Source organism: Cytobacillus gottheilii (genome assembly GCF_018582665.1).
GTDB classification, from domain to species: Bacteria; Bacillota; Bacilli; order Bacillales; family Cytobacillaceae; genus Cytobacillus; species Cytobacillus gottheilii.
Genome location: NZ_CP071709.1, coordinates 1,061,303 through 1,086,229, shown reverse-complemented (window position 1 = coordinate 1,086,229; position 24,927 = coordinate 1,061,303). Strand labels below are relative to the sequence as shown.

At 39.0% G+C, this 24,927-nt stretch carries 27 protein-coding genes and 3 pseudogenes; 4 read left to right on the top strand and 26 right to left on the bottom strand.

Features of this window, described 5'->3' with window-relative positions; all coding sequences use genetic code 11:
• The first annotated feature begins 350 nt into the window (after positions 1 to 350).
• On the top strand, positions 351 to 1,310 hold the full coding sequence (locus J1899_RS05310) for an arsenic resistance protein (RefSeq protein ID WP_214477948.1): 960 nt from the start codon (positions 351 to 353) through the stop codon (positions 1,308 to 1,310).
• A 77-nt stretch (positions 1,311 to 1,387) separates the two neighbouring features.
• Here J1899_RS05310 and J1899_RS05305 read toward each other — a convergent pair whose 3' ends face one another.
• The 6 genes from J1899_RS05305 to J1899_RS05280 all read right to left on the bottom strand — a co-directional run bounded on the left by J1899_RS05305 (position 1,388) and on the right by J1899_RS05280 (position 5,193).
• Complete coding sequence (locus tag J1899_RS05305; protein WP_214477947.1) at positions 1,388 to 1,681, bottom strand: putative quinol monooxygenase; 294 nt, start codon at positions 1,679 to 1,681, stop codon at positions 1,388 to 1,390.
• Positions 1,682 to 1,694: 13 nt separating this feature from the next.
• On the bottom strand, positions 1,695 to 2,330 hold the full coding sequence (locus J1899_RS05300) for a nitroreductase family protein (RefSeq protein ID WP_246586679.1): 636 nt from the start codon (positions 2,328 to 2,330) through the stop codon (positions 1,695 to 1,697).
• Positions 2,323 to 2,790 (bottom strand): MarR family winged helix-turn-helix transcriptional regulator, encoded by a 468-nt coding sequence (locus tag J1899_RS05295; RefSeq protein ID WP_214477945.1) that lies wholly within the window; start codon positions 2,788 to 2,790, stop codon positions 2,323 to 2,325. Before J1899_RS05295 ends, J1899_RS05300 begins: the two co-directional genes overlap by 8 nt.
• 229 nt (positions 2,791 to 3,019) lie before the next feature.
• Complete coding sequence (locus J1899_RS05290; RefSeq protein WP_214477944.1) at positions 3,020 to 3,490, bottom strand: SRPBCC family protein; 471 nt, start codon at positions 3,488 to 3,490, stop codon at positions 3,020 to 3,022.
• A 72-nt stretch (positions 3,491 to 3,562) separates the two neighbouring features.
• Complete coding sequence (locus J1899_RS05285; RefSeq protein WP_066448895.1) at positions 3,563 to 3,943, bottom strand: DUF4181 domain-containing protein; 381 nt, start codon at positions 3,941 to 3,943, stop codon at positions 3,563 to 3,565.
• A 422-nt stretch (positions 3,944 to 4,365) separates the two neighbouring features.
• Positions 4,366 to 5,193 (bottom strand): TrmB family transcriptional regulator, encoded by an 828-nt coding sequence (locus J1899_RS05280; protein WP_214477942.1) that lies wholly within the window; start codon positions 5,191 to 5,193, stop codon positions 4,366 to 4,368.
• A 139-nt stretch (positions 5,194 to 5,332) separates the two neighbouring features.
• On the opposite strand from J1899_RS05280, the gene J1899_RS05275 reads away from it, so the two are divergent.
• On the top strand, positions 5,333 to 5,962 hold the full coding sequence (locus J1899_RS05275; protein WP_214478762.1) for a homoserine/threonine efflux transporter: 630 nt from the start codon (positions 5,333 to 5,335) through the stop codon (positions 5,960 to 5,962).
• A gap of 47 nt (positions 5,963 to 6,009) precedes the next feature.
• Here the strand turns inward: J1899_RS05275 and J1899_RS05270 are convergent.
• Positions 6,010 to 6,434: pseudogene (locus J1899_RS05270) on the bottom strand (cupin domain-containing protein); the annotation flags it as partial.
• A gap of 128 nt (positions 6,435 to 6,562) precedes the next feature.
• Positions 6,563 to 7,042 (bottom strand): annotated as a pseudogene (locus J1899_RS05265) (GyrI-like domain-containing protein); the annotation flags it as partial.
• A 300-nt stretch (positions 7,043 to 7,342) separates the two neighbouring features.
• On the opposite strand from J1899_RS05265, the gene J1899_RS05260 reads away from it, so the two are divergent.
• Positions 7,343 to 7,954 carry a YdhK family protein gene (locus J1899_RS05260; protein ID WP_214477941.1) on the top strand — a complete coding sequence of 204 codons (612 nt, stop codon included), beginning with the start codon at positions 7,343 to 7,345 and terminating at the stop codon, positions 7,952 to 7,954.
• Between the two features lie 908 nt (positions 7,955 to 8,862).
• Here the strand turns inward: J1899_RS05260 and J1899_RS05255 are convergent.
• The 7 genes from J1899_RS05255 to J1899_RS05225 form a co-directional block, all read right to left on the bottom strand.
• Entirely contained in the window at positions 8,863 to 9,201 is a 339-nt protein-coding gene (locus J1899_RS05255) for a DUF1048 domain-containing protein (RefSeq protein WP_066448912.1), read from the bottom strand.
• Between the two features lies 1 nt (position 9,202).
• The gene (locus J1899_RS05250; RefSeq protein ID WP_066448915.1) at positions 9,203 to 9,538 is read right to left on the bottom strand and encodes a PadR family transcriptional regulator; all 336 of its coding nucleotides are present in this window, start codon (positions 9,536 to 9,538) and stop codon (positions 9,203 to 9,205) included.
• A 185-nt stretch (positions 9,539 to 9,723) separates the two neighbouring features.
• Entirely contained in the window at positions 9,724 to 10,824 is a 1,101-nt protein-coding gene (locus J1899_RS05245; RefSeq protein ID WP_214477940.1) for an alcohol dehydrogenase family protein, read from the bottom strand.
• A gap of 183 nt (positions 10,825 to 11,007) precedes the next feature.
• Positions 11,008 to 11,841, bottom strand: a complete 834-nt coding sequence (locus J1899_RS05240) for a metal ABC transporter permease (RefSeq protein WP_066448918.1) — start codon at positions 11,839 to 11,841, stop codon at positions 11,008 to 11,010.
• Positions 11,787 to 12,500 (bottom strand): metal ABC transporter ATP-binding protein, encoded by a 714-nt coding sequence (locus tag J1899_RS05235; RefSeq protein ID WP_371806968.1) that lies wholly within the window; start codon positions 12,498 to 12,500, stop codon positions 11,787 to 11,789. Before J1899_RS05235 ends, J1899_RS05240 begins: the two co-directional genes overlap by 55 nt.
• A gap of 392 nt (positions 12,501 to 12,892) precedes the next feature.
• Entirely contained in the window at positions 12,893 to 14,551 is a 1,659-nt protein-coding gene (locus J1899_RS05230) for a metal ABC transporter solute-binding protein, Zn/Mn family (RefSeq protein WP_214477939.1), read from the bottom strand.
• 105 nt (positions 14,552 to 14,656) lie between these two features.
• On the bottom strand, positions 14,657 to 15,646 hold the full coding sequence (locus J1899_RS05225; protein WP_214477938.1) for a ZinT family metal-binding protein: 990 nt from the start codon (positions 15,644 to 15,646) through the stop codon (positions 14,657 to 14,659).
• 336 nt (positions 15,647 to 15,982) lie between these two features.
• On the opposite strand from J1899_RS05225, the gene J1899_RS05220 reads away from it, so the two are divergent.
• Entirely contained in the window at positions 15,983 to 16,822 is an 840-nt protein-coding gene (locus J1899_RS05220) for a YitT family protein (RefSeq protein WP_214477937.1), read from the top strand.
• A gap of 552 nt (positions 16,823 to 17,374) precedes the next feature.
• Here the strand turns inward: J1899_RS05220 and J1899_RS05215 are convergent.
• The 11 genes and pseudogenes from J1899_RS05215 to J1899_RS05165 form a co-directional block, all read right to left on the bottom strand.
• On the bottom strand, positions 17,375 to 17,617 hold the full coding sequence (locus J1899_RS05215) for a glutaredoxin family protein (protein WP_214477936.1): 243 nt from the start codon (positions 17,615 to 17,617) through the stop codon (positions 17,375 to 17,377).
• Between the two features lie 66 nt (positions 17,618 to 17,683).
• The gene (locus J1899_RS05210; protein WP_082851730.1) at positions 17,684 to 17,983 is read right to left on the bottom strand and encodes a rhodanese-like domain-containing protein; all 300 of its coding nucleotides are present in this window, start codon (positions 17,981 to 17,983) and stop codon (positions 17,684 to 17,686) included.
• A 15-nt stretch (positions 17,984 to 17,998) separates the two neighbouring features.
• Positions 17,999 to 18,358 (bottom strand): rhodanese-like domain-containing protein, encoded by a 360-nt coding sequence (locus tag J1899_RS05205; RefSeq protein WP_214477935.1) that lies wholly within the window; start codon positions 18,356 to 18,358, stop codon positions 17,999 to 18,001.
• A gap of 44 nt (positions 18,359 to 18,402) precedes the next feature.
• A complete protein-coding gene (locus J1899_RS05200) occupies positions 18,403 to 18,699 on the bottom strand; it encodes a rhodanese-like domain-containing protein (RefSeq protein WP_214477934.1) in 297 nt (98 codons plus the stop codon).
• 66 nt (positions 18,700 to 18,765) lie between these two features.
• Positions 18,766 to 19,545: a sulfite exporter TauE/SafE family protein gene (locus J1899_RS05195; RefSeq protein WP_214477933.1), complete on the bottom strand. Its 780-nt coding sequence runs from the start codon at positions 19,543 to 19,545 to the stop codon at positions 18,766 to 18,768.
• A 63-nt stretch (positions 19,546 to 19,608) separates the two neighbouring features.
• Positions 19,609 to 19,836, bottom strand: a complete 228-nt coding sequence (locus tag J1899_RS05190; protein WP_214477932.1) for a sulfurtransferase TusA family protein — start codon at positions 19,834 to 19,836, stop codon at positions 19,609 to 19,611.
• A 62-nt stretch (positions 19,837 to 19,898) separates the two neighbouring features.
• A complete protein-coding gene (locus J1899_RS05185) occupies positions 19,899 to 21,026 on the bottom strand; it encodes an MBL fold metallo-hydrolase (protein ID WP_214477931.1) in 1,128 nt (375 codons plus the stop codon).
• A 70-nt stretch (positions 21,027 to 21,096) separates the two neighbouring features.
• Positions 21,097 to 21,492 carry a DsrE/DsrF/DrsH-like family protein gene (locus tag J1899_RS05180; RefSeq protein ID WP_066448952.1) on the bottom strand — a complete coding sequence of 132 codons (396 nt, stop codon included), beginning with the start codon at positions 21,490 to 21,492 and terminating at the stop codon, positions 21,097 to 21,099.
• A 12-nt stretch (positions 21,493 to 21,504) separates the two neighbouring features.
• A complete protein-coding gene (locus tag J1899_RS05175; RefSeq protein WP_214478761.1) occupies positions 21,505 to 22,056 on the bottom strand; it encodes a sulfurtransferase TusA family protein in 552 nt (183 codons plus the stop codon).
• Positions 22,057 to 22,857: 801 nt separating this feature from the next.
• Positions 22,858 to 23,610 (bottom strand): annotated as a pseudogene (locus J1899_RS05170) (YqcI/YcgG family protein).
• Between the two features lie 705 nt (positions 23,611 to 24,315).
• Positions 24,316 to 24,909, bottom strand: a complete 594-nt coding sequence (locus J1899_RS05165; protein WP_214477930.1) for an SCO family protein — start codon at positions 24,907 to 24,909, stop codon at positions 24,316 to 24,318.
• Positions 24,910 to 24,927 lie beyond the last annotated feature (18 nt).

Sequence of the window (24,927 nt, the reverse complement as noted above, 5' to 3'; positions counted from 1 at the left end):
CCTCACATTTTTAGTTTAAAACCAAAAAAGGATGAATTTGCCTATAAAGTAATAAGCAAGATCATCCCTCTTCCTATTTATTAATAACTAAACTGTATGTTTCATTGCAGCTTTTTATATTTAGATGGAAAAACCCTAGTATTTTCCTTAAATTCTAACAAAAATTCAGCTCTGTCACTATACTCTCTTCCAGTGGAATATCTGTTATTGAGAGTTCTTTTAGCTAAAAGCAGAATCCTTAACATTCAAACTCAATATTCATAATGCATTTAAAATTTAATTGATGTAAATTAATACAGAGCGGTACGTTATGAACATCTGCCCTCAGTCTGTTAAAGGGGAATTATAAAATGAATTTCATAGAAAAGTTTCAAACATTTATCATTTTAATTGCTGTTGGAATAGGCCTTTTATTAGGGCAGTTTTCTATATTTGAAAAGCATGCTGAAACGTTCATTCTGCCATTTCTGCTGTTTATGTTATTTGGACTCTTTTTAACGATTCCATTAAAAGGGCTAAAGAACGCTTTTAGGAATATAAAGTTTCTGAGTACGGATGTTATGTTGAATTTTGTTTGGACTCCCCTTTTAGCATGGGGATTAGGAGCAATTTTCTTATGGGAGCACCCAGCTCTTTGGCTCGGTTTTATCCTATTATTGGTGACTCCTTGTACAGATTGGTATTTGATTTTCACTTCCATTGCCAGAGGCAACATCTCACTTTCAACCTCTGTCTTGCCTGTTAATTTAATTTTACAGCTTGTATTGCTGCCAATCTATTTACTCATCTTCGCTGGAACAATGGAAACTGTTGAAATGGCGGCCATTCTGGAAAGTGTCGTATTGGTCTTGCTGATTCCTTTTATCCTGGCAAGTCTTACCCGCTATTTCTTTCGGACGCAAAAAGATAGATTAGAGAAAAAAATCATTCCATTCTTTGCCTCCACCCAAATTTTATTTTTATGTCTGGCGATTGTAGCCATGTTTGCATCACAAGGATCTTACCTTTTAAATAATATAGAAGTCATCTGGATTATGCTGATCCCGCTTGCTCTCTTTTATATCATTAATTTTATTGCAGCGCAGACAGCTGGAAAAGTCTTTCGATATAGTTATGAAGATACAGTGAGCTTAAGCATGACGATCATTGCCCGGAATTCACCTGTTGCACTCGCGATTGTTCTGACGGCTTTTCCGGACCAGCCATTAATTGCTCTTGCTCTTATTATCGGTCCTTTGATTGAATTGCCTGTATTGGCCATTGTGGCCCAGGTATTGTTGAGGATGAAAAGAAGTAAAGGCGTGTATTGATGTTTGTGGTAGTCCGAATTACATCCAAAGATTTATAATATAAAAAAGGATGACTGTGTTAGTCATCCTCTATTATATTAATTTAATTTCTCACCTTGATAAACATTTACTGCAAGTGGAGCAGCCAGTAATTCTTTAGCAGCTGTGCTGAATTTTTGGAAGTGGCTGCTGGTATTATGGCTTTGAACAGCCTCCATGTCTTTCCAGTTTTCCACCATGATAAAGCTGTTAGCATCTTGTGGATCCTGGAATAGATCGTAGTATTCATTACCTTCTTCGGCGCGGCTTCCTTCCAAAACTGCTTCTACTTCTTGCAGGAATTCTTCCCTTTTCTCTTCTTTCACTGTCATTCTAGCATGAATAATAATCATTGTTTTTTCCTCCTTATTTCCATTCTGCAACTTGTTCAACCGGCATGCGGTAGGATTGGTAGCCTGCATCTGCTGCTTTTCCGATCGAAAGCAGCATGACTGGAACATACCGGTCTTTATCTAAATCAAATGCTTCTGCAATTTGATCCTTCTCATATCCGCCAATCGGACATGTGTCATATCCAAATGCCTTTGCAGTCAGCATGATTCCCATGGATACTAAACCACTATCAATTAAGATGGTTTCCTTATTCGCCTGCGGAGAAATCCCAGAAAGCAGCCCGCGGATGGAAGGTACTTGCTTATCCTTTACATCCTGAGGCATTAACCCAAGCTCGACTGCCTTTCCATAAATTTCCTCCAGGTAGTCAAGATTATTCAAATCAGCAAAAACAGCTATCACAGCAGAAGAAGTTTTCACTTGCTGCTGATTAAATTTGGCAAGCGGAGCAAGCTTTGCTTTTGCTTCAGGACTTTCAATCACAACAAAACGCCAAGGCTGCAGGTTAACTGAAGATGGCGCCTTCGTAGCTGCTGCGAGAATTTCAGACATCTCTTCTTTGCTGATTTTTACATTTTCATCATATGTGCGGATAGAACGGCGATCCTGCATGATCTCCAGAAAAGCTTCTTTATTATATTTAGACATTTGGCTCATGATTTTCTCCTCCAAGTTGTTTCTTTGTAACACGGGACACATTTTCACTCACTTTACTCAGCATCTGCAGAAATTGTTCTAGCTCTGCGTCTGAAAAGCCGGCAAGAGTTTCGTCTACAAATTGACTCTTTTCGTGAAAAGATTGCTGTATGTGTCTCTTCGCTTCTTCCTCCAGCTTTACCCATGTAGCTCGCTGATCATTTGCTTTTTTGTAGCGTACAATCGTACCTGCAGCCTCAAGCTGCTTCAAGTGGCGGGTAACAGCGGCAGCATCGATATTAACTTCGCCTTGCAGCGCGGATTGAGTCACTTCCTCATGCTGCAGCAAATAATGAAGAATCTCTATGCGAGATGGACTGGCTCCTAAGCAAGACTCGAACTTTGAACAGAGCTCCTTATTGACAGCCTGCAGCTGCAGGAAAATCTGTAATCGGACAGAACAAGCATTCACAGGCAGAACTCCTTTCTATATAATTGATACGTCAATGTTTGATACATCAATTATTGATACGTCAATAATACAGTGCTGTGACTTAACTGTCAAACAAAGAGCACCGCAGAAAACAGATGTAATACGCTGTTTGATTAGGCAGAGTATGTCTATATGTATAAAAAAGAGAGATTATGCAACTCACAAAATCTCTCATACACTCATTAAAATTCTTTATAAAATTGCATTTTCATCTTAAATCCGATGAATTTTGATAGTCAGCCTCAGCCTCTTTCTTCACCTTCTCACAAAATCTCACAACAACTTTATCACCTGCAAAAAATAAAAAAAGCTTGAGGAATGCTTTTAACGGCTTATTTCTGGTAGTGTATGTAAACTGAGTTTTCTGATCGTTAATTTTTCTTAATTCATACTTTGCGGTAATTTCGAACATTTTTGCTAACGTGAAACCAACTTTCAGGTTTTTCTCGTCAGGAGTATTGAGGTATTCTAAAGTTTCAACATCATATTCTTCTATTCTTTTGCCTTCTTTATATTTTTGGCGATAAATACTTCCTACATTTTCTTCTGTCACTTTAACTGGTTTATTCTCAAGGACCCCCGGCATAATCCTCTGCATGTTCTCAACCGGCCCGTCTAAAAAGCTCCATACATAATCGATTGGTGCATCTATTTCAATGGTCTTTGTCCATTCTTTCAACGTATTTCACCTCGGATTTTATAGGTTTTTGTGAATCTTCTACATCTTTATATCTTTTTTAAACGTTCTTAGTTAGAAACCATTTCTGATAAAATCAATCTGTTCCATAATGATCTCACTATTATAGAGAATAGGGACGGAGATCACTAGATATATAAGGGTTAAAATATGTTGCTTAGTCTTTTTTAAATACACCCACTCCAAGACCATTTGAAAACCAAAAGAGGTTATAAAGAAGCTAATTAAATACCATTTAATATTTAATTCCATTTGAAGTATAAACAGCAGCACACTCAGATGGACAACTAAAAGAATGCCCCGTCCCCATTGATCTATCTTTTTACCAGCTGTTTCAGAAAGGCTTTTCCTCTTAATTCCGAATACCTTAACCAGTACTCTTTCAAGTGCAAAAAACACTACAGAAAAGAATAAGAAGAAGATAAAATAATTCATCACAACTTTCCCCCATTCACCTATATTTTATATTTATCTACTGTACTTACTCATGTTTAAACAGTACTAACCTGCATTTTTCACATCTAACAGCGTGGATTTTTTTCATCTTAGAAATGCATCTTTACTTAATGCTTCATGATCATCATCAGCAAAAATGGACTCTGGAGAATCTGACCAGCTAATTCGGCGAGTTGAAAAAGTATATCCGTGCTTCACATTATTATTGAACCTGAGGGCATTGTGTCACATCAATCATGTAAATATAAACCACCTTTTCCAGTTCCTTATATTTAAATTCTATGTGACTTATGAAGTAACCTGCCTTTTATAAAATTAAAAAGCTGCCAAACGAGGCAGCTTAGGTTAAATGTGACAAGATTTAATTGGGACAGACCTAAATCCAATATCTCGTTTAATCATTATTTTATATAATGTTTTTTAAAGTCTGGATGCATGGAAAACTTATGGCGTAAATGGATAAGGTTATCTCCAAAGCTTTCTTCTAATAGACCTCTGTGCTTCTCCATTATTTCCATGAGATACAAATCATGAATGATAAACTCTGTAATTGGCATCACCAAACCGACATGTCTTGTCCATGCTGCACGGCTATCTTTTCCCAAAGAAACAATTCCTGCTACGACTTCTGTATCATCTGAGCTAATAACGATCCATCGCCCGCCATACTCTTCAGTAATCTCATCTCCCATATAGTGATGGTACACATGAGCAAAATCAGACGTGATTTCACCATAAGAGATGATGATTATATCCACACCCTTTTTGGCTGCCTGCCTTAGTTCATGCTCCAACGCCTCGTACTCCTCACCCCATACCTCTAAAAGAATTCTCTTTTTGGCAGAGCATATACACTCTTTTACCTTATCAAGGATTTCGCTGCTTCCTGTGATATTCCAGATATTTTCCCGGTCATTAGCAGAACGTTCAAACTCTGCTAATGATTTTTCGGCCAGTTCAAAATTCTCTTCTGCTTCCCTGCGGCGATTTTTAATTAACTCCTTAGCAGGAACAGGGGTATATTGCGGCGTGCTGCCAGGGCTTACTAAAATATCTCCGCGTAAAGCGAGACTATCCAGAACCTCATAAATTCTCGACCGAGGTACACCAGAGTTTTTCGCTACGGCATATCCTGTTAATGGAGATTCCTCCAATAAGGTAAGATATGCTTTCGCTTCATATTCCGTAAAATGCAGATTTTTTAATGTTTCATAAATAACTTCTTTCATCACTTGTTCACCCTCAGTATTAGTCGCTACTATAGTAACTAATATTTTATCAAAACGTATTGATCATTTCCAAATCCTTCTGCTATACTCATAAAAGTAGTTACCTTGGTAGTCACTACTTAAAAGGAGGGAAAACATGATGGATAGTTTACTTACATACATATCGATTGCTGCAATGATGGTTATTATTCCAGGTGCAGATACGATGCTTTTGGTGAAAAACACACTAAGCTATGGCACAAAAGCTGGACGTTATACGGTCCTCGGAATGGTAACAGGACTCTCCTTTTGGACCCTTATCGCGATTCTTGGTTTATCTGTTGTCATTGCACAGTCTGTTATTCTCTTTAATACAATCAAGTATTTGGGAGCTGCTTACTTAATTTATTTGGGGATCAAAAGCTTTTTTGCTAAAAGTGTGTTTTCCCTGGAGGAAATGAAAGAACAAGCCAATTCACCTGGTCATTCTTCAAGCACCCACAATAAAGAGTCCTTTATGCAAGCATTATTGAGTAATGTACTCAATCCAAAAACCGTACTGGTTTATATAACAATTATGCCTCAATTTATTGATTTAAACGGACACATTAATCAGCAATTAATCCTGTTAGCATCCATTCTTACCTTACTTGCCGTTTTATGGTTTCTAACCCTTGTCTATGTGATTGATTACGCCAAAAAATGGCTGAATAATTCTAAATTCCAAAAAGCATTCCAAAAATCAACAGGCATCATTTTAGTTGGATTTGGTGTTAAGACAGGGATTTAAAAAAGCTGCCTCAAGTTAGGCAGCTTTTTTCTGCAATATCGAATAACTTAAAACGCTGGCAGAGTGACAGAAAAAAGAATCGAAGCATGCTCCTCGAAATGATTTTCCCATTTATGCTTCATATATGCTGGAATTTTGACACTATCTCCGGTGTTTAAAATATACTCCTGATCGTTTAGGTACACTTTAATTTTCCCCTGCAAGACATATGCTACTTCATCTCCTTTATGTTCAAGAAGCTTTTCAGAAGGGATGAGTTAGGAGGAACATTCATAATTGCTGTTGCCAATGTTCCTGTAAAATCTGGAGAAAGCAATTCATACGAAAGATTTTCAACCACCATTTGCTTACGCTCATTGTGCCGAACAATTAACTCTTCGGTATTAGATTCTTCTAATAAAAAACTAAAGGTGGGAACATTAAGGGCTTTCGCCAACACCTTCAGTGTCTGAATAGATGGATTCGCCAAACCCTCAAATGATTCAGCTCTTTATGGTTGTATGAACTTGGAATTATATTAGAAATATTATGGAGAATTTCTAGAATTTATATCTAAAAAAATTCCACCCCAACAGCGGAATTTAACTTAGCTGCTGTATATTATTTATCTATAACAGGCACCCAAAGCTCATTACTAGGTTGACGTTCTGGCGGATAATAACACTCAATGCAAGGCACATTAGCCAGTTCGTAGCCAGAGCTTGGAACCCATTCTGTATATAATCCCTTCCATGCAGTGGTTATGTCAGGAAAAACTGCCCAAGTTCGATGTGAAATAATTAGGGATTCCATATCACTTGGCACTTCACCATCGTATCTTACACCCATAAAGTATGAAAACTCATCATCTAGAATGACAGCCTCTTTTCCACAAACCCCCAACAGACCTTCTAGCTTACATTTAGGTTTTTCCCACGACAGATTCACCAATTTCCGTACAAAGCCATCCTTTGTTGCCGTATTCCAAATCGCTGGAATTGCTTGAAACGCTTTGCTTGTTTGAACCTGCGTTCCTCTGCCAATCAATTTTATATGTAAATCCAAATGTTCTATTCGATACTCCATTTCATTACCTCTCTTTTATTGAATTTTGAAGAGCACCTATTTTAACTGATCAATTCTGAATATAGTCATTTAATGTTTCTCTTAAAATCCTTCAAATTCCTTCTCTAATTGTACGATCCATGACTATTCCAGAACTCTATTTTTTCAGGCAGTACTTAACCGTCCAGGTCATGTTCTCATCTTTTGAGAAACCAGCTAGTTTTCTTATTAAACAAACCAGTGGTTATAAAGTCTTTTGACAATTATACCTCATGGGGGTATTATAAATAAAATAGCTTTTAGCTGACTTAAAAATGCTTGAATGGAGGAATTCAGATGAACAAATATGTATTAATAGGAATACTGACCTTACTAACAGTGTTCGGCTTATCAGCTTGCGGCGGAAGTGATGAGAATGTCTCAGACGAAAATAACGGCAGCGACTCTCATTCACATGAAGAGATGGATACAGTGACAGATGAAGAGTCAGATGCTCATTCTGATCATGAAGGAATGAACCACTCTGGTTCTAGTGAAGTACCAGAAGGTTTGACAGAAGCAGAAAAACCAGCCTATCCTGTTGGCAGCAAGGCGATTATCAACGCACAGCACATGGCTGGAATGAACGGTGCTGAAGCAGAAATATCCGGTGCCTTTGATACAACAGTTTATTCTGTAACGTATACCTCAACAACCGACGGTGAATTAGTGAAAGATCATAAATGGGTAGTACATGAAGAGCTTGAAAATGAGGGCTCCGCACCCTTTCAGCCTGGTGATGAAGTGGTTTTAAATGCTGATCATATGGATGGGATGAATGGAGCAGCAGCGGTTATTGATTCTGCTGAGCAAACTACAGTATATATGGTTGATTATATTGACACTGAAACGGAAGAAGCTGTTACCTATCATAAATGGGTGACAGAAGGCGAATTATCCTCATTATAGTAACTCTGTAGAATTTCATTGCTATAACTATTAAGAAATAAACCGCTCTAGGGTTACAGTTCAAGAGTGCTGTTGGTACTTTTAGCCCTTAAATCTTCCTGTACATCTAACATTAAAATAGGAACCCTTCCGCTGAACGGGTTCCTATTTCTGAAATTTTAATTCATTCACCAAACACAAACAACACAAGAAAGGCAACTATAAATATTACGAGAAATAAACCTAATGCGTATAGAAAAGATGGTTTCTTCTTTTTTAAATTTGGTTCCATAAAAACAGCCCTTTCGTACAAGTTTCATAATTTCAGCTTAACATTTTCGCTAGTATGATTCATTCATAAGTGCAAGTGATTTTTATTATTCACAACAATGGTCTTATTACGATATATCATAAATCTATTAAAAAAGTTCGGTTTCCCAACGTCTTCAAAATGTCGGTTCCATTTAAACATACTAAAGAATATCTTTACCGTGGGCTTGTAGTGAGCCTGTTCTAAACGCAGTTTCTGCCGCAAGAACCTCTTTATGATCCGATAGGTGCGGATTGAATAGTTTGTATCAAGAAAAATGATGATCTCTGCATACCGAAAGCTTTCGGCAACCCAAAACAACCCTGCATTCCTATTCATAAGCGGAGAAATTCCGGTTAATTTGTAAAAAGAGGCTAAAATGGAGGAAATAAGCGGAAATATTCCGGTTAACAGCTAAATTTGTAACGAAATATAAGGTTTTTGTTCATATAGTCGGAAAAACTCCGCTTATTTTGCAGGAATTAAGGTCGTTTCCCGGAATAAGCGGAATTCCTCCCTTTATTTACTTCTCGAAATAGCTTTGTTATGCATAAGGAGAAACCCAGCAGTTTTTTCAGCAGACGCCTTACTTTCGTATATGCGCCCAAGCTGCATGAGATTACCCTTTGCCAATCGTATCATTCAATTTATCGCGGTATTTGTCTCTCCACGTTTTCGTGTCCTTCAACAGTTCATCACAAAATGCGGCTACATCCGTTCCGGTCAGCTCCGTTACTTTTTTGCCTTCTGCAGCGCCTTGTTCAAAAAGATCAATAATTCCTGTAAAAATACGATTCGTGTCCTGCCAGTCAGAAGGACCATCTGCGGTCCATATATATTTTTTGATGGCTTCATATGCATTGTGATATTCGCTTGGAAGTGCCTTTGCACGGTTCTCCAGCGCTTTCCATTCCCGTTTGTCTTCCAGACTTCCAATCAATTTTTCAAAAATGCTCATATCATTTCTCTCCTTTTTCTTTGGTTTTAAGCTCCGTAATCTTACTTGAAACAAATTCCCATTTTCTCCAAAACGTCTGGAGATGCTCTTGCCCGGCTTCATTGAGTGTGTAGAATTTTCTTGGCGGTCCTTTAGTGGAGGCTTTTTTCGTAATGTTCACCAGATTGTTTTTCTCGAGCCGCATTGTAATCGTATAGACCGTGCCTTCAACGACATCGGTGAAGCCGAGTTCCCGCAGCTGCTGTGTGATCTCATAGCCATATGTTTCGCCGCTGCTGATGATTTCGAGCACACACCCTTCCAGCACTCCTTTCAGCATTTCAGTGATATTATCCAAAATTTTATCCTCCATTATATTTAAGTACTCTGTATTAACAGTATTCTGTATTACTAACTACCACTATATAGTATTACACAGTACCGAATGATGTCAATAACTTCAAATCATTATTATCAGCAAAAAAACACCTTCCTGCAAAGGCAGAAAGGTTTTCAAATAGGATCTCCATATTGAACTATGTTCTATTCCCCAGCAACCTCAATAACCACTTTGCCAACCATAGTTTTAGACAGGAACGCTTTTTGTGCTTCTGCCAAATTCTTCAGCGGGAATACCTTGGCGATTACTGGTTTAATATTTCCTTCTTCAATATAATGAATAAGATTCTGGAACGCTTCTTTTGATTGATATGTACTTCCATACAGACTTAAATCTTTTAAATAAAGATCACGTACATCCAGTTCGACAAGTGGTCCGGCAATGGCACCGGCAACTCCGTATTTACCGCCCTTTTTCAGGACTTCCAGAAGTTCTGGCCATTGACTGCCAGCTACTACATCGAGAACGGCGTCTACCTTCATTTTTCCAATCTTTTCGACATAGCTGTCTCCTCGGCTGACGATTTCATCCGCTCCATAGCTCTTAACTCTCTCAGCTTTTTCAGGATCACAAACAGCGATTACCTTGCATCCTCTTACTTTGGCCAGCTGCACAAGTGCAGATCCAACTCCACCAGAGGCACCCGTTACTAATACAACATCCCCATTTTTGACTCCAACTCTATAAATCAAATTTTCAGCCGTTCCATAGGAGCATGGAAAGGCGGCTAGCTCTTTATCCGATAAGTCAGAATGAATGACAAAGGCTTCTTCAGACAGTACTGTCGCATATTCAGCAAATGCACCATCACATTCTGAACCAAACGTAATCGATTCGATCCCATTTTCACTTGATTCTCTTTCCTGGACAGAACGTATTAAGACTCTTTCACCAATTCTGTCCGGGCTTACACCCTCTCCTGCTGCAACGATTTTGCCGCAGCCATCTGCTCCTTGAATTCTGGGGAATTCCATTGCTTGCCCAAGCCAGGTTCCATCGCCTTCAACATCTTCTTCATATCCAGAAGCACCACCATGACTTGTTTCCAATTTTACGTTTTTTGAATACCATCCAATACGTGTGTTCACATCTGTATTGTTTAAAGCGGCTGCCCCGATTTTCACCAGCACTTCTCCTGCTTTTGGTGCTGGAACATCAATATCCTCGCGGTACTCTAATTTTTCAAGCCCGCCATTGCCTGTTAAATATACTCCGCGCATTTTTTTCTGAATTGTATTCATCATGATTCTCCTTTCAGATTTTCACTGTGAATAGTCACTCATCATTATGTACGAAAATTGAGCCTATTTTTTCGACAGCTTCCTACACCCTATTCTATTTACAGCTCTGTGAGACCTTTATATTTTGCAAAAATACTCTTTCTGCAATGAAAAAAATCTGCACAGTGTGCAGATTCATTCGGATAATTATGTCCTTTTCAAGCGGCCTAATCTTACCTGGCGCCATAAAAATTTTAACAAGGTGGCAGCCGCAAAGATGATCATTAAAATTAAGGTAATGGAAGCACCAGGCGGGGTACCTAATTCATAGGAAGCGACCAACCCGCTCAGCATGCCGGCAAGGGCGATAACCATTCCTAGAAAAATGACACCCATGAAGCTTTTGCTTAGCCGCAGTGAGATAGCCGCGGGCAAAATGATGATGGCCGAGACAAGCAAAGCCCCGACGATTGGCATGATGATCGCGATCGTGACTCCTGTTAGTACATTAAACAATATGGACATCATTTTAATAGGCAAACCTGCAGTAAAAGCTGTTTCCTCGTCAAACGTAAGAATGTACATAGGCTTTCGAAAAATAAAATAAAGGACACCAATAATAGCGGTTAAGGCGATTAACATCCAGATTTGCTGTTCACTAATGGTCACAATGGAGCCAAATAAAAACTGCGTCATGCTAAGTGTTGCTCCACCATCGTTTAACCCCATTAAGACCAGTGCCAGAGCCATTCCAGCAGACATTAATATCGCAACTGAAATTTCTGAATAGGTTCGGTACATTTGCCGTAAAAATTCTAATAAAATAGCTATGACAGCCACTACTAAAATATTGGTCCATGTAGGATTCACACCCATTAACAGACCTAGTGCCACTCCCGCTAAAGAGATATGTGATAGAGTGTCCGCCATAAGCGATTGCCTGCGGAGAATCAAAAACAAACCTAATATGGGGGCAATGAGAGAAATTAGGATGGAAGCTTGGAAAGCTCTTTGCATGAATCCATAGAGAAACATCTCCAAGGCGAGCCCTCCTTCCGCACTAACTCAATATGCTTATTAGCGTAATGGCGTATTTCTTCATGGTCATGCGTAACCATTAGAATTCCCTTGCCATGCTCGAGGCAATTGTGTCTTAGTAATTGATAAAATTCTTCTCGGGAATGGACATCCATACCCGTAGTAGGTTCATCCAGAATAAATAAGTCAGGGTCAGTTGCAAACACACGCGCAATTGAAATCCGCTGCTTTTGCCCGCCTGACAATTCCCCTATCTTTTTATGGCGCATGTCCCACATTCCAACAGATTCTAAAGAACGGCGAACATGCTCTTTGTCTGCTTGATCGAGTCGTTTAAACCATTTGCCTCTTTGATAACGTCCGGATTGAACCAGTTCCAGAACCGTGCTCGGAAAACCAGCGTTAAAAGAGGCAATCTGCTGTGATACATAACCAACTACCAGCTTCTCACCGTATTGATTTTTCTTTGAAAGCTGAACCCTTCCTTTTGATGGTTTTAATAGACCCAAAATATTTCGCAAAAGCGTTGTCTTCGCTGCACCGTTTTCTCCGGTGAGCATCACAAAATCTTTTGGACCTACCACAAAAGAGATATTCTCTAAAACAGGCTCTTCTTTATAATGAAAGGCAAGATTCTCTACTTCAATATAATGCACAATCATGCGACCTTTCTTTATGGGATTCTAGTATATTTATATTTTGGCTGTGAGGGAATATGACCATTTAGAATAGTGGCGTAACTCCCCGACTTTGGGGAGTTACTGGCTGTTATTAACCACCCAACTTGCGGGTTCCATGTTACTTCGGGCGTTTAAAGCCTCGGTTAACCACCCATCTGCAAGATCCCACCGGATTTTAGGCTTTACCCAAGAGCGTAAAAAGAATGTGTAGCAAACTCATCTTTTTACCAAACCGTGAGGGAAGCGAGAAGAAAGTAGATCAAGGAAGCGACCGAACGAGCACCGGAACGTACATCGTACGTGAGAAGCGCAGTGAAAGAGCTGACGCAGAGATACGCCGCTTATCGATTTCCGAACCACGCCACCCTGCTCCATTACTGAACACTCAGCTGCAAAGACTCCAGGTTTTCCCGCATTGCTTCAATATATCCTAAATCTTTTTCTTCTAATTCTTTAGAGAGTACTTCTAAATCAAACAATGTTGCTGTTTCTGTCCCAGTTTCAGCTGCAACCGTTTCAGCTATGCTTGAGTTGGCTCCCTGCTGATAGTAGATGATCGGCACTTTATGTTCTTTTACTAAGTCTCCAATCTCTGCTATACGTGAAGGACTTGGTTCCACTTCTGTTGATAAGCCGCCAATGGCAATTTGTTCTAAATCATACCGATCTGCTAAGTAGCCAAAAGCCTGATGCTGTACAACAAATACACGTTTTTCTGCATCTTCTAGCGCAGCTTCGTAATCCTCATGCAATTCTTGCAATTCATTATTAAAAGCCTCTGTATTTTTTTCGTAGACTTCTTTTCCATCTGGATCGGCTTTGATAAGAGCATCACGGATGATTTTCACTTGCTCTTGCACTAAAACAGGATCAAGCCATATATGGGGATCCTTATTTTCATGGTCGTCAATTAAAACGGAAATCGGCTCTGATTCAGCATACGTATTATGATCATCATCAAGCAGGACTGCTTTTACATCAAAGCTCTCTCCTGTATTTTTATATTCAAAATGATCGGTTTCTTGACCAGAAATAGCTTCCCATTCCTCGTCTTCTCCTGAGCGTGAATACCAATGCCAATGCTGATAGTCCGCCTCACCTTGCAGTTCTGCCACAAGGGTAACGACATCACCTGTATGATAGTGGTCTGCTAATCCAATGATCTCTACAGACTCAGCACCTTCTGCACTTCCATGTTCATGATCGTGATTTGTTTCCTCACCTTCACCATGACTGTGATCATGTCCCTCTTCATCGTCATGCTCATGACCTTCTTCATCACCATGCTCATGACTATGATCATGCTCTTCTTCGCCATGTTCATGTCCTTCTTCTTCCCCTTGGCCAGGTGTTTCGCCATGGTTATCAATAACAATTTTTACAGGCTCAGATTCTGCAAACTCTCTATGATTATCATCGAATAAGACTGCACGAACTTCAAAATTGTCTATGGATGCTAAATATTCAAGTTCGGAGGAAAATTCATTTGGTATTGCTGCCCATTCATCGTCAGCACTTTTTCTCGTATACCAGTGCCAATGCTCAAACTCTGCACCGTTATCTGTTTCTGCACTTAATTCAATCATATCACCGGTATGGTAATGTTCAGCAGCACCTTGGATTTCAATGTTTACAGGTTCTTTTTCTTCACCACCACTATGTTCATGGCTATGAGCTGATTCCACACCATCCGCTGTACGCGCAACAACTAATTTCTCATTCTCAGTCGTTTCTAATAAGCTTTCAGCCCAATGTTCCATCTCTTCACTGCTATAGACAAACACATCTGCTTCATTTACCTTTGCAACATCTTTAGCGCTTGGCTCATAATGATGGGCATCTTCACCAGCTGATACCATTAATGAGACTTCGGCTCGCTCTCCTGCCACTTGGCGGGCAAACTCATACATCGGATAAAAGGATGTAACAACAGATAGCTTACCTTCTGTATTTTCTTCACTGTTTTCGTCGGAACTTTGACAGCCATATAGAATAGTAGACATGACCAGCATTAAACCAAACCATTTTTTCATTTCTCTTTCCCTCCAACTGCATAAAAACGTAATAATTACGATTTAATGTCTAGAATTCTCCTAATTTCAACAAAATTATATGGTGTTTTTTTAAAACCTGCAGAATTAATGTGCTAACATATCACGCACTAGACCGTCTGTATCCAAATCGGAAGGATAGTATGTTGGCCAATGATCCATTTCTTCTAACAATTCTGCGCGGTCATCTCCCCAATACAAGTGGTAATGGTAGGATTCAACCGGGAAAATACTATGGTCGCTAAATTGAATGAATTGAGGCATGTTCTCTGCGCCATCTGTTAATTTAAAGATATAACGAACTCCTCTGTTCCCTTTTTCATACTGAAGAATTTCATAGCCATCTGCCTCATATGTTCCTGAACTCTCTTGGCCGTTCTCATAAAAAGTAACAACGCTATCTTCAATCGTAATGCGGTCTACATCTGTTATATAACCTGTTGTGTAATACTCTTTGTATTCTTCTGCGGTCATATCTCCGCTTTCTGCTTTATGTTCAAATACAACATCTAAATCTCCTGATACAAGATATGGATATACAGACTGCCAATCACCTTCCCAGTTAGTCAATGGGCGATCTTCTACTTGCTCATCTTCAAAATAACCATTATAAATTTGTCTGCTCGCTTCATCGTTTCCGTGATGATCATCAATAACAATTGTCACAGGAGCCGATTGAACACTTGGATTGTGGTCATCATCTAGCAAAACAGCTTTGACTTCTAATCCATTAATCTCTGCTTCTGCCGTAAATACTTCTGATTCCTGTCCTTCAACGCTTACCCATTCATCATCAGCTGATTCTCTGCTATACCAATGCCAATGATCATATTCTGTTTCTTCATCCAGGACAGCTGTTAACTTAATTTCGTCACCAGTATGGTAATGATCACCAAGTCCCTCTATTTTTACATTTTCAGGGGCATCTTGATGATTCGTTTCTTCATCATGTTGATGATCCTCTTCTTCATGTACCTCTGCTTCTGTTTCCTCTGTTCCATCAACCTGATCATTCGTTCCCTGGCAAGCTGCTAAGAAAACACTCAGGAACAGCAAACTAAATAATAGTTTCTTCATCTTTCCCTCTCCCCATCTTATATGTATTCAAATCGTAATTATTACGTTTTAAAAACTAACACTTGATTACATCATCTGTCAAGCTTTTTTAGGGATTGAAATGGTAAAAATATCAAATTAGTAATATATAATCAATTAATCCCGATTATAGTTGGGAGCATTTCTTCTGGATGCCACAACCGTCATGGTCCATACCCAAATCAATACTATGTCCCCAAGTGTGCATTTATGTTTTTTATTCTGAAAGAAATGCTTGAGGTGTTTCCGCCTGCTGAGCTCTGTAGTAAGATAGGTAGGGACTATATGAGATATACATCTTGAGAAGGAAGGTTAACCGTGAAGAAAAGAGTTATTGATATCATTTATATTTTACTAGGTTCATTTATTTTTGCCTTAGCCGTGAATCTTTTTATTATCCCGAATGATCTTGGCGAAGGCGGAGTAACAGGAATTACAATTATTTTATATTACCTGTTTGAATGGTCACCCGGGTTGGTCAGTTTAATATTAAACGGAATTTTAATTATTGCAGGATATAAATTTTTAAGTAAGATCACAACGATTTATACCATTATTGCGGTTGTTTTTCACTCCCTTTTTCTGCAGCTGACCATGTCCTGGAGCATCTCCTCAGAAGAAATTATGATTAACGCCATTTTTGGAGGCATTTTTGCCGGAGTAGGGATCGGGTTAATTATCAGAGTCGGCGGAACAACAGCCGGAACTACGATTCTTGCAAGAATCACAAATAAATATCTTGGCTGGAGCATCAGCTATGGGTTATTATTTTTTGACTTGATTGTGGCGTTTTCATCTTACTTTATTATAGGGATGGAAAGTCTTATGTTTACGATTGTAATGCTTTATATAGGAACTAAAGTAATGGAATATATCATTGAAGGAGTTAATCCAAAAAAAGCGGTTACCGTTATTTCCGAAAGTCCGGATATTATTGCACAGCAAGTAAACAGCTTAATGGACCGAGGAGTGACCGTTTTTTCCGGCCATGGCTATTACTCAAAAACATCTAAAGACATTTTATATATCGTCATCAGTAAACAGGAAGTTGTAAAATTGAAAAGAATTGTACAAAAAACTGATAAAAATGCCTTTTTGACCATCCATGATGTGCGCGATGTATTCGGTGAAGGTTTTCTGGATATCTCAAAGACGTAATTGTAACTGCCTCCTGTCTAAAACAAATGGAGGCAGTTTTTTCTATGGCAATGTTCATTGGTATTTGCAATTAAATCTTTGTTACTAAAATCCTCCTATAGTTCTTACCCTGCAAAGAACCCGAATATTAGCAGACGAACAGAATCTATGAAGACAAATAAAAATCCCGTAACATATCGGGAGGCCGATATTTGTTCCGGGATTTTTATTTATGCATGAATCTCTTAAAAGACGTTTTACAGATTTAAAGGTTAATAACTTTAAATTGCCCGCTGCCAAAAATTCCTTTTACATAATCAATTTTGACATTATGAAAATACACTTTATCTCTTTCGTTCACTAAAAATTGGATGTCGCTTACTTCCGTTATTTCATCATTCTCTAAAGCTGACTCTTCCAGAGCCAGGCGAAGCTGTGGACCTCCTCAGCCGATGCCCATTGATAAGCGGATCAACGGCTTTTTGCCTTCATCGATGAAGGTCTGTATTTCTTTTGTGATCGCAGATATAGCTGCCGGTGTAACTTTTATCATGAATGATTCCTCCCTTCTTTTTAATTGGATTGCTTAAGGGCAACCATGATCTTTTCCGGATCAAAACCAAAAACCCATTTCCCGTTAATATGTGTCTGCGGAACCGAGAGTCTTTTAGTTTTTCCTATTAGTTTAATCATCGCTATAGGATTCATGTCGACATTCACTTCTTTAAATTCAATATTCATATGTGTTAAAAAGTCCCTGACCATAGCACATACAGGGCACATTGTAGTGGTGTAAATTGTTATATCCTGATTCATAATGGATGCCTCTATTTCTTCAATTTATTCAGATTAAAACAGCCGGCATGGCATACTATTTAGATGTCACTCGGTTTTTCCGCTCCATGCATTCATACCGCCAGCCATGTCCTCGACCTTATAACCTAATGCTTCCATTATTCCACATGCAGCTTTGCTGCGGTTGCCTGATTGACAAGTTATAATATAATCTTTTCCCTGATCCAGTTCCGATTTACGCAACACCAGCTGTCCTAACGGAATATGCTCTGCTCCTGGAATTATGCCAGCTGCTGTTTCGCTCTTTTCGCGAACATCGATTATATTGACTTCTTCACCAGTTTGAATTCTTTTCATTACTTCCTCAGGTGTCACTAATTTTGCCATGACTGTCATCCTTTCCTAAATCCAGGCACTCATACCGCCTTTAACATTGTATATCTTTTGGAAGCCGTTTTTCTTAAGCATCTTTGCAGCTTTAGTACTTCTCATTCCGCTTTGGCATATGACAACGACCTCTTTTTCCTTGTCCAGTTTCTCAATTTCACTGGACATATTTGACAGTGGAATATTTTGAAAAGGTTTGCGATGATTTGCTTTATACTCACCAGGTGTGCGAACATCAATAAATTGAACGCCATTATCCTTAAATTTAGCTTTAGCTTCTTGAACACCAATATTATTGACGCCTTTTACAGGCATAAAACGACTAACGAGAAATGCAAAAACGATGATTAACAAAATCCATTCAATGATCCCCATATGATCACTCCTAATTCGGTAATTTTTTCATAGAGAAATAGAGACTATTCTACTTCTCCTTCCCAATCCAGCATGCCGCCTGCCATATTTGTTACGTTATAGCCATTTTGAATAAGAAATTGACATGCATTGCTGCTTCTTCCGCCTGATCGGCACACGATGTAGTAGTGCTCCTGTTTATCTAATTCATTTAGCCGAGCTGGAATCTGCCCAAGTGGGATATGCTTTGCTCCTGGGATTTTCCCCATTGCTACCTCCTCGTCTTCCCTTACGTCAACAATATTTAATTTTTCTTTTGTGTTTTGTTTCTGTTCTAATTCCTTTGCCGTAATTTCTTTCATGTGATAACCTCCGATTTAAAATGTTTAGGTATTTATCGAAAGCTTGGGAGTATCAAACCGCAACTTTCACACTAAAATATCAAACCAAATCTTCACGGCTGTTCCTGCAATCATTAGTGCTAAAAGTAATTGCAGCATCTTTGTATTTATGTTTTTGCCAGCTTTTGCGCCAAGTGGAGCTGCTAACAGGCTTGCCGTAATCATAATGATTGCTGGCCAATAGTCTACTTGACCGGTAACGAGTTTCCCTATACTGCCGCCTATTGAAGAAATAAACGTAACGGCCAGACTTGTTGCAATCGTCATTCGCGTTGGAATGTGGAGGATTGTCAGCATGATAGGCACAAGCAGGAATCCTCCTGCAGCACCAACAATTCCAGAAGCTATTCCAACGATTAAAGCTAAAATGGCTGCAAGCCCCTTATTAAATGTCACTTCATTTAGCGGAACATCATCTGCAAGCTTTTTGGGCATCATCATCATAACTGCCGCAACGACAGCAAGAATGCCATACACAACATTCACTGCTTGTTCTGACAAATAGCTGGATCCAAAACTGCCGATTAGACTGCCGATCAGAATGGATCCGCCCATATAGATAATGAGCTGCTTGTTTAAATATCCGCCTTTCCGATATGCCCATACTCCGGCAATTGAGGCAAACAGCACTTGTACAGCACTTATGCCTGAAACCTCATGAGCTGTAAAAGCTGTAAGGCCAAATAATGGCGGAATATACAATAGCATTGGGTATTTAATGATAGAACCGCCAACACCTAACATTCCGGATAAAAAAGAACCAATAAATCCAATAGCAAATACCACGATTAAAAATATTACGTCCATAATCCAGCCTTCTTTCCAGTATAGAAAAGCGAGCGAGGATGACTGCTCGCTATTTGGTTTTCATTATGCTTTTTGAATATAAAAATATAGAGTCTCTTCTTCTGTTTTCTGCTCTAAGATGGTATGACCGCCTGATTTCACCCAAGCTGGAATATCGCTTAGCGCTCCTTTGTCTGTTGTCAGAACTTCGAGTATCTCCCCGGAGTTAAGAGTGTCCATTGCTTTTTTTGTTTTAACGATCGGCATAGGACATGTAAGACCTTTTGCATCTAATGTTTTTGTAATATTCATGTGAATAGCTCCTTTAATCCTTTTATTTAATGTATCTTTCTAGGTTCAGTCTCCGTTTTCACCTATCGAACTGCACAGCGGTTCGGCCCAATTTCCATTTCGGTTTGTTCATCATGATCAGGATTCAATTTCCCCATATTGACTTGACGAATTTGTTCATACGCATTTGGCTGCGGCGGCAACTGGTCTGTAACGGTACGGCGGAATTCCGCTTCATCTTCAATGTTTAAACCATGGTTTTCTTTGTATAAATCACCTAGGCGCCTTGCTATTGTGCCATCCTCATTTAATTCGTCAATGATCATGAAGTGAGCAGGCAATACGACCAGATCTTCTGCAAGTTCACGGTAACGAGAGTATAATGTATTTCTCAAGTCTCCAACCCAATCTTCTGCAAGTCCGGCTAAATCTGGACGGCCAATTGAGTCAATAAAAAGAATATCACCTGTTAGTAAAAACTTATTGTCAATCATAAATGAAGTGGAGCCGATCGTATGACCAGGTGAATATAGCGCACTTACATTTATTTGAGATGCACCGATTTTCACGTTGAGATTATTCGTTAATGGTGTGTAATCAAATACGGCTTCTGCAGCATCTTCCTCTGGCAGATAATAAAATGCACCCGTTTCAGCAGCAATATGCCTTCCGCCAGAAATGTGGTCTGCATGTAAGTGCGTATCAAACACATGCTTGATTTTTGCACCTTTTTCTTTTGCGAAATTTATAAAAACATCTGTAAATCGTACAGCGTCAAAAATAGCAGCTTCACCTTCTGAAATGACCATATAAGATAGACAGCCTTTTCCTAATCGAACAAACTGATAGAGCTCTCCTCCATTTTCTAAATCCGCTGCTTTTATAGGCTCTAAATAGCTGCTCCAGGATTTCATTCCGCCTTCAAGATAAGCAACTTCCCTGCCCGCTTCAGATAGCATTTCTGCTACCATAACTGATGACCCTTCCTTGGCACATACCACTAATATTTCCTTATCCTCCGGTAGTTGTGGCAGAATTCCCTCTACTCCATCCAGCAATTCAAAATAAGGAATATTTAAATAGTCGAATTTATGACCTTCAATTTTCCAATCAGCAAATGCATCTGCATTGCGTACATCTAAAATAAACAGTTCTTTCTTATCAATTACTTTTCGGGCAATTTTTGCTGCCGTCCATTTACTTACTGTCATTTTTAATTACCCCCCTAGGTATATTTTTAAGTATTTTTTTGCAGTGGAGAAAGTTCCCCACTGCATATCATTAGAATGTTAATGTTGGTGCTGCATCTTTAGCATATTCCAGGAATGTTACAGCTCCGCCAACTTCAATTCCATCAACGAAATCTTCTTTGGCAAGTCCCATAACATCCATTGTCATTTGGCATGCAATAAATTTAACGCCAAGTTCTTGTGCCATTTCTACTAGCTCAGGGATGGAAGGAACATTTGCTTTTTTAAATCCTTCAGCAAAATGCTCCTTTCCAGCTGGCATTTCTAATGCATGTATTGCCTGCTTATGAATTAAGTTTAGTCCTTCAAAAGTGAAGAAAATTTGTACTTCCTTTTCTGAAGCTGCTGCTGCTGTTGCAATATTAAATACTTTGTATGCATCAAACATTCCACCGTTTGCTGCGATAATAGCTACTTTATTTGACATAATCAATTCCTCCTAGACTTCTTTTGTTAGAATTCCGTTCCACTCATTCATTCCTGGCAGAACGTTAAAAACTTTTGTAAAACCGTTTTTTGCTAATAGCTGTGCTGCCAAATCAGATCTTTTCCCTGTACGGCATATCACATAGATTTCTTCATTTTTATCTAATTCCTCTAGACGTGATTCCAGTTCACCCATCGGAATCGATTTTGCTTCGTTAATATGGCCAAATGCATATTCAGCTGCCTCGCGCACATCAAGAATCATCCCCCCACGGGTATCTAAATCCTTAAGTGCTACAGTTTGTTCAAAGGCTTTTTCAACTTCTGGTTCATTGTTGCCCTTTCGAATATAGTGATAAAGAATGTCTTCATCTTCCACTGTTCCGATATACTGATGTCCAACAGAACTTGCCCATGCAGCGAGATCTGCTTTTGAGCCCTTGTCTGTTGCTAACACTTCCAGTACTTGACCTTCTGCAAGATCTGTCATTGCTTTTTTAGTTTTTACAACCGGCATTGGACATGCTAACCCTTTTGCATCCAGCTGCATATTTGCTTGAAGCATCATTTTACCCCCTGTGGTATTTATAATAGAAAAAATATATACCCATACAGGTATATTCTAAAACAAAAAACTTTAGTTTGTTTGCTAAAATATCTTCTTAGTGAAAATCAATTACAAGACTCATATTATACCCCATAGGGTAAATTGTCAATCCGTTTGTTTATTTTCTTTAGAAATATCTTTTTTTAATGCGAAAGTATAATTAGGTTATTCCTCTTAAAAAATACTTCTCAAGAAGCCTGGAAGTGTATATCAGGATACTTATATGTTTAAAATCGGAAATACACTGAAGTCTTAAGTATGTACAATTTAAAGTTCATGTGTTGAGTATAAATGATAACTTCGAAAAATTATTATTTTAAAAAATATGTATAAAACCATTTCATTACTATAAGAACATGCTAGGGACAGATTTAAGAGGAAAATGTAAAGCCACACTCAAATGAACTGGTATAAATCAAAAATGCAAACAGCGGCTTTATTGGCACAGAGCTGGAGAATGATTTGAAAGCGAATCAAATCGATTGGTTGTGATTTACAGGCTTGTCTATTCAGCATGGTGTCTCAACAACTACGCGGATGAGTGCCAACATTGGTTTAAAACAATTTTAGTTGAAGACGCCATTGCGGCTTTTGAGATTACAGACCATAAAGGGATTTATCATGATGCAGCATCCATAAAGAACATGATTTAGCTATGCTGCAAAAAGAAATTGCCACGATTGCCACAACAAATAATATTCTGAATGAGTTGAATCAGTTAAATATTTAAAGCGCAGGAAGTTCCATTCCTGTGCCTTTTTACTTATCAAGCTTTAAAAATTTCAGCATCCGATGATAGGAACATTTCGATAAGGAAGTATCGTCATCTCGAAGAAAGTATTGCCTCCATTCAAAGTTGTCCTCAGATCCGTAACTGTTCAAGTCTGGGTGGATGGTCGCATCATCGTATTTGGTCAATCTTTCACGGACTTTCTTTTTAATGCTGCACGCAAATTTTTCTTTTTTATTAAATTCCTGCAGAACCCACCGGGGAGTGATTGCAAGCATCATATTGTCAAAATGGCGGCTTTGACGGCTGACATGAGCAGGAGTGGCACAATACATAAAGTATTTTTCTCCGTTGAAACAAAACTCCCAAATTGGATGATGAGGATCTACCGGAATATCTTCTGGCCATTCCTCAGCATCAACGGCACTTAAACCACTAAGCTGCTTTCAGAAAAGCTGTTCGTAATCCTCCACTGTATACGTCTCCTTCAAATCAACTGGTGTCTGATAAAAAATAATCAGTGAAGTATAGGGCCCGAAATGTTTAGATTCTCTGGTGAACTTGCCTAGTATGGCTGCTAGTTCATATAACGTTTCCTCATTCCGCGGGTCCCCAATAAAACCATATCGCAATTGATTTTTTGAAAACCCATAAGTCGCCGGGATACAAGGAAATGGCTTGGTTTTATCACTCATTTTTTCAGAAAATTGTTCAAGTGCTGTTCGTTCCCAATCATCCAGCACTTCTCGGTGTGAGGGGGCATCTGTATATAATTCTCTCACTCTGTTCACCTCCAGTTGTTCATCAATATATTCTGACTCCTGCACAAGTGAGAGATGTCCGTAAATAATTGGGCATCGCCATTAATTAGTAAACTTCGTTTTTCAACATACTGTAAGAGTTGTCTGAATGAGTAGAATTTCTACTATGTTTGTAAACGAGGCGAAGATTCAGATGCCTATTAGTATACGGCCTTAACCTTGATAATATATAGGATCCTGAAGTGAAGGGAATCTTGTGAAGATTGCAGCCACGGGTCTACCTTTTCCTACTGGATGACACATTGCCAACATGACTGGCATTGCACCAAGGGTTCTGCGCGTGCTGCCCAGCGAAGAGTCAAATTTAATATTGTAAAAGGTTTAGTACAGTGTATTTGCAATAAAGCAGCCAGTGAGTGAGCTTAAATAAGCGGAGAATTTCCGGCTAAAATCCAAAATTCGCTCTTTTTAGGGTAAATAAGCGGAGATTTTCCCATTAAGCTCAGAAAAATGGCCACTTTTCTCGTTTTTCGAGTGAATAACCGGAAACTCTCCGTCTATTTTAGTCCATTTCAGTGCAATTTTATTATTAGGAGAAGTTTTTCCGCTTATTGATTACCCACCGTCCGTATCTAAACTCTATTAAATGAAAAAAGACCAAATCAATTTCGATTTGGTCTGCTCCGTATAGTTCTCTCTCGGAAAATCTTGCTCTATACCAGGAAATCACTCTCCCGCCAATAACTCAATATCTCTCACTATATCATCCTTTTTCACAGGTTCATCCGCAAAGGCCATGTCATATAGTGCCCGAATGTTGTTCTCTTCATCTACTAAATACATGGTTGTAGAATGATAGAGTACTGTTTCGGAGTCTAATTCATACTGCATCTGAAATTCGCCGGCAATTTCCATTATTTTTTCCGGGGTGTCTCTTAGCCACTTCCACCCTTTTGTATCCGTCTCAAAGATTTGTGCATATTCCTTTATGACCTCTTGGGTATCATATGCAGGATCGAGCGTAATGCTGACAAGCTCAACCTCGTCTCCAAACAAACCTTTATCTTTTAACATAGACTGTATTATTTTAAAATCCATCATCGTTAGCGGACAAATATCAGGGCAATTCGTATAGAAAAAGGAAACTAGTTTCACTTTGCCATTCTCAGAGCCATACCGATCTCCGTGAACATTGTCTAACTCAAAGGCATCCACTTTATCAAGGATTGGCAAGCCATCGTCACTTGGCCATAACCAGTAAACTAGGAAAAAACCAACGACGATGACCAAAAAAATTAGAAGCTTTTTTGTGACTTTCATCCTTCAGCACACTCCAGC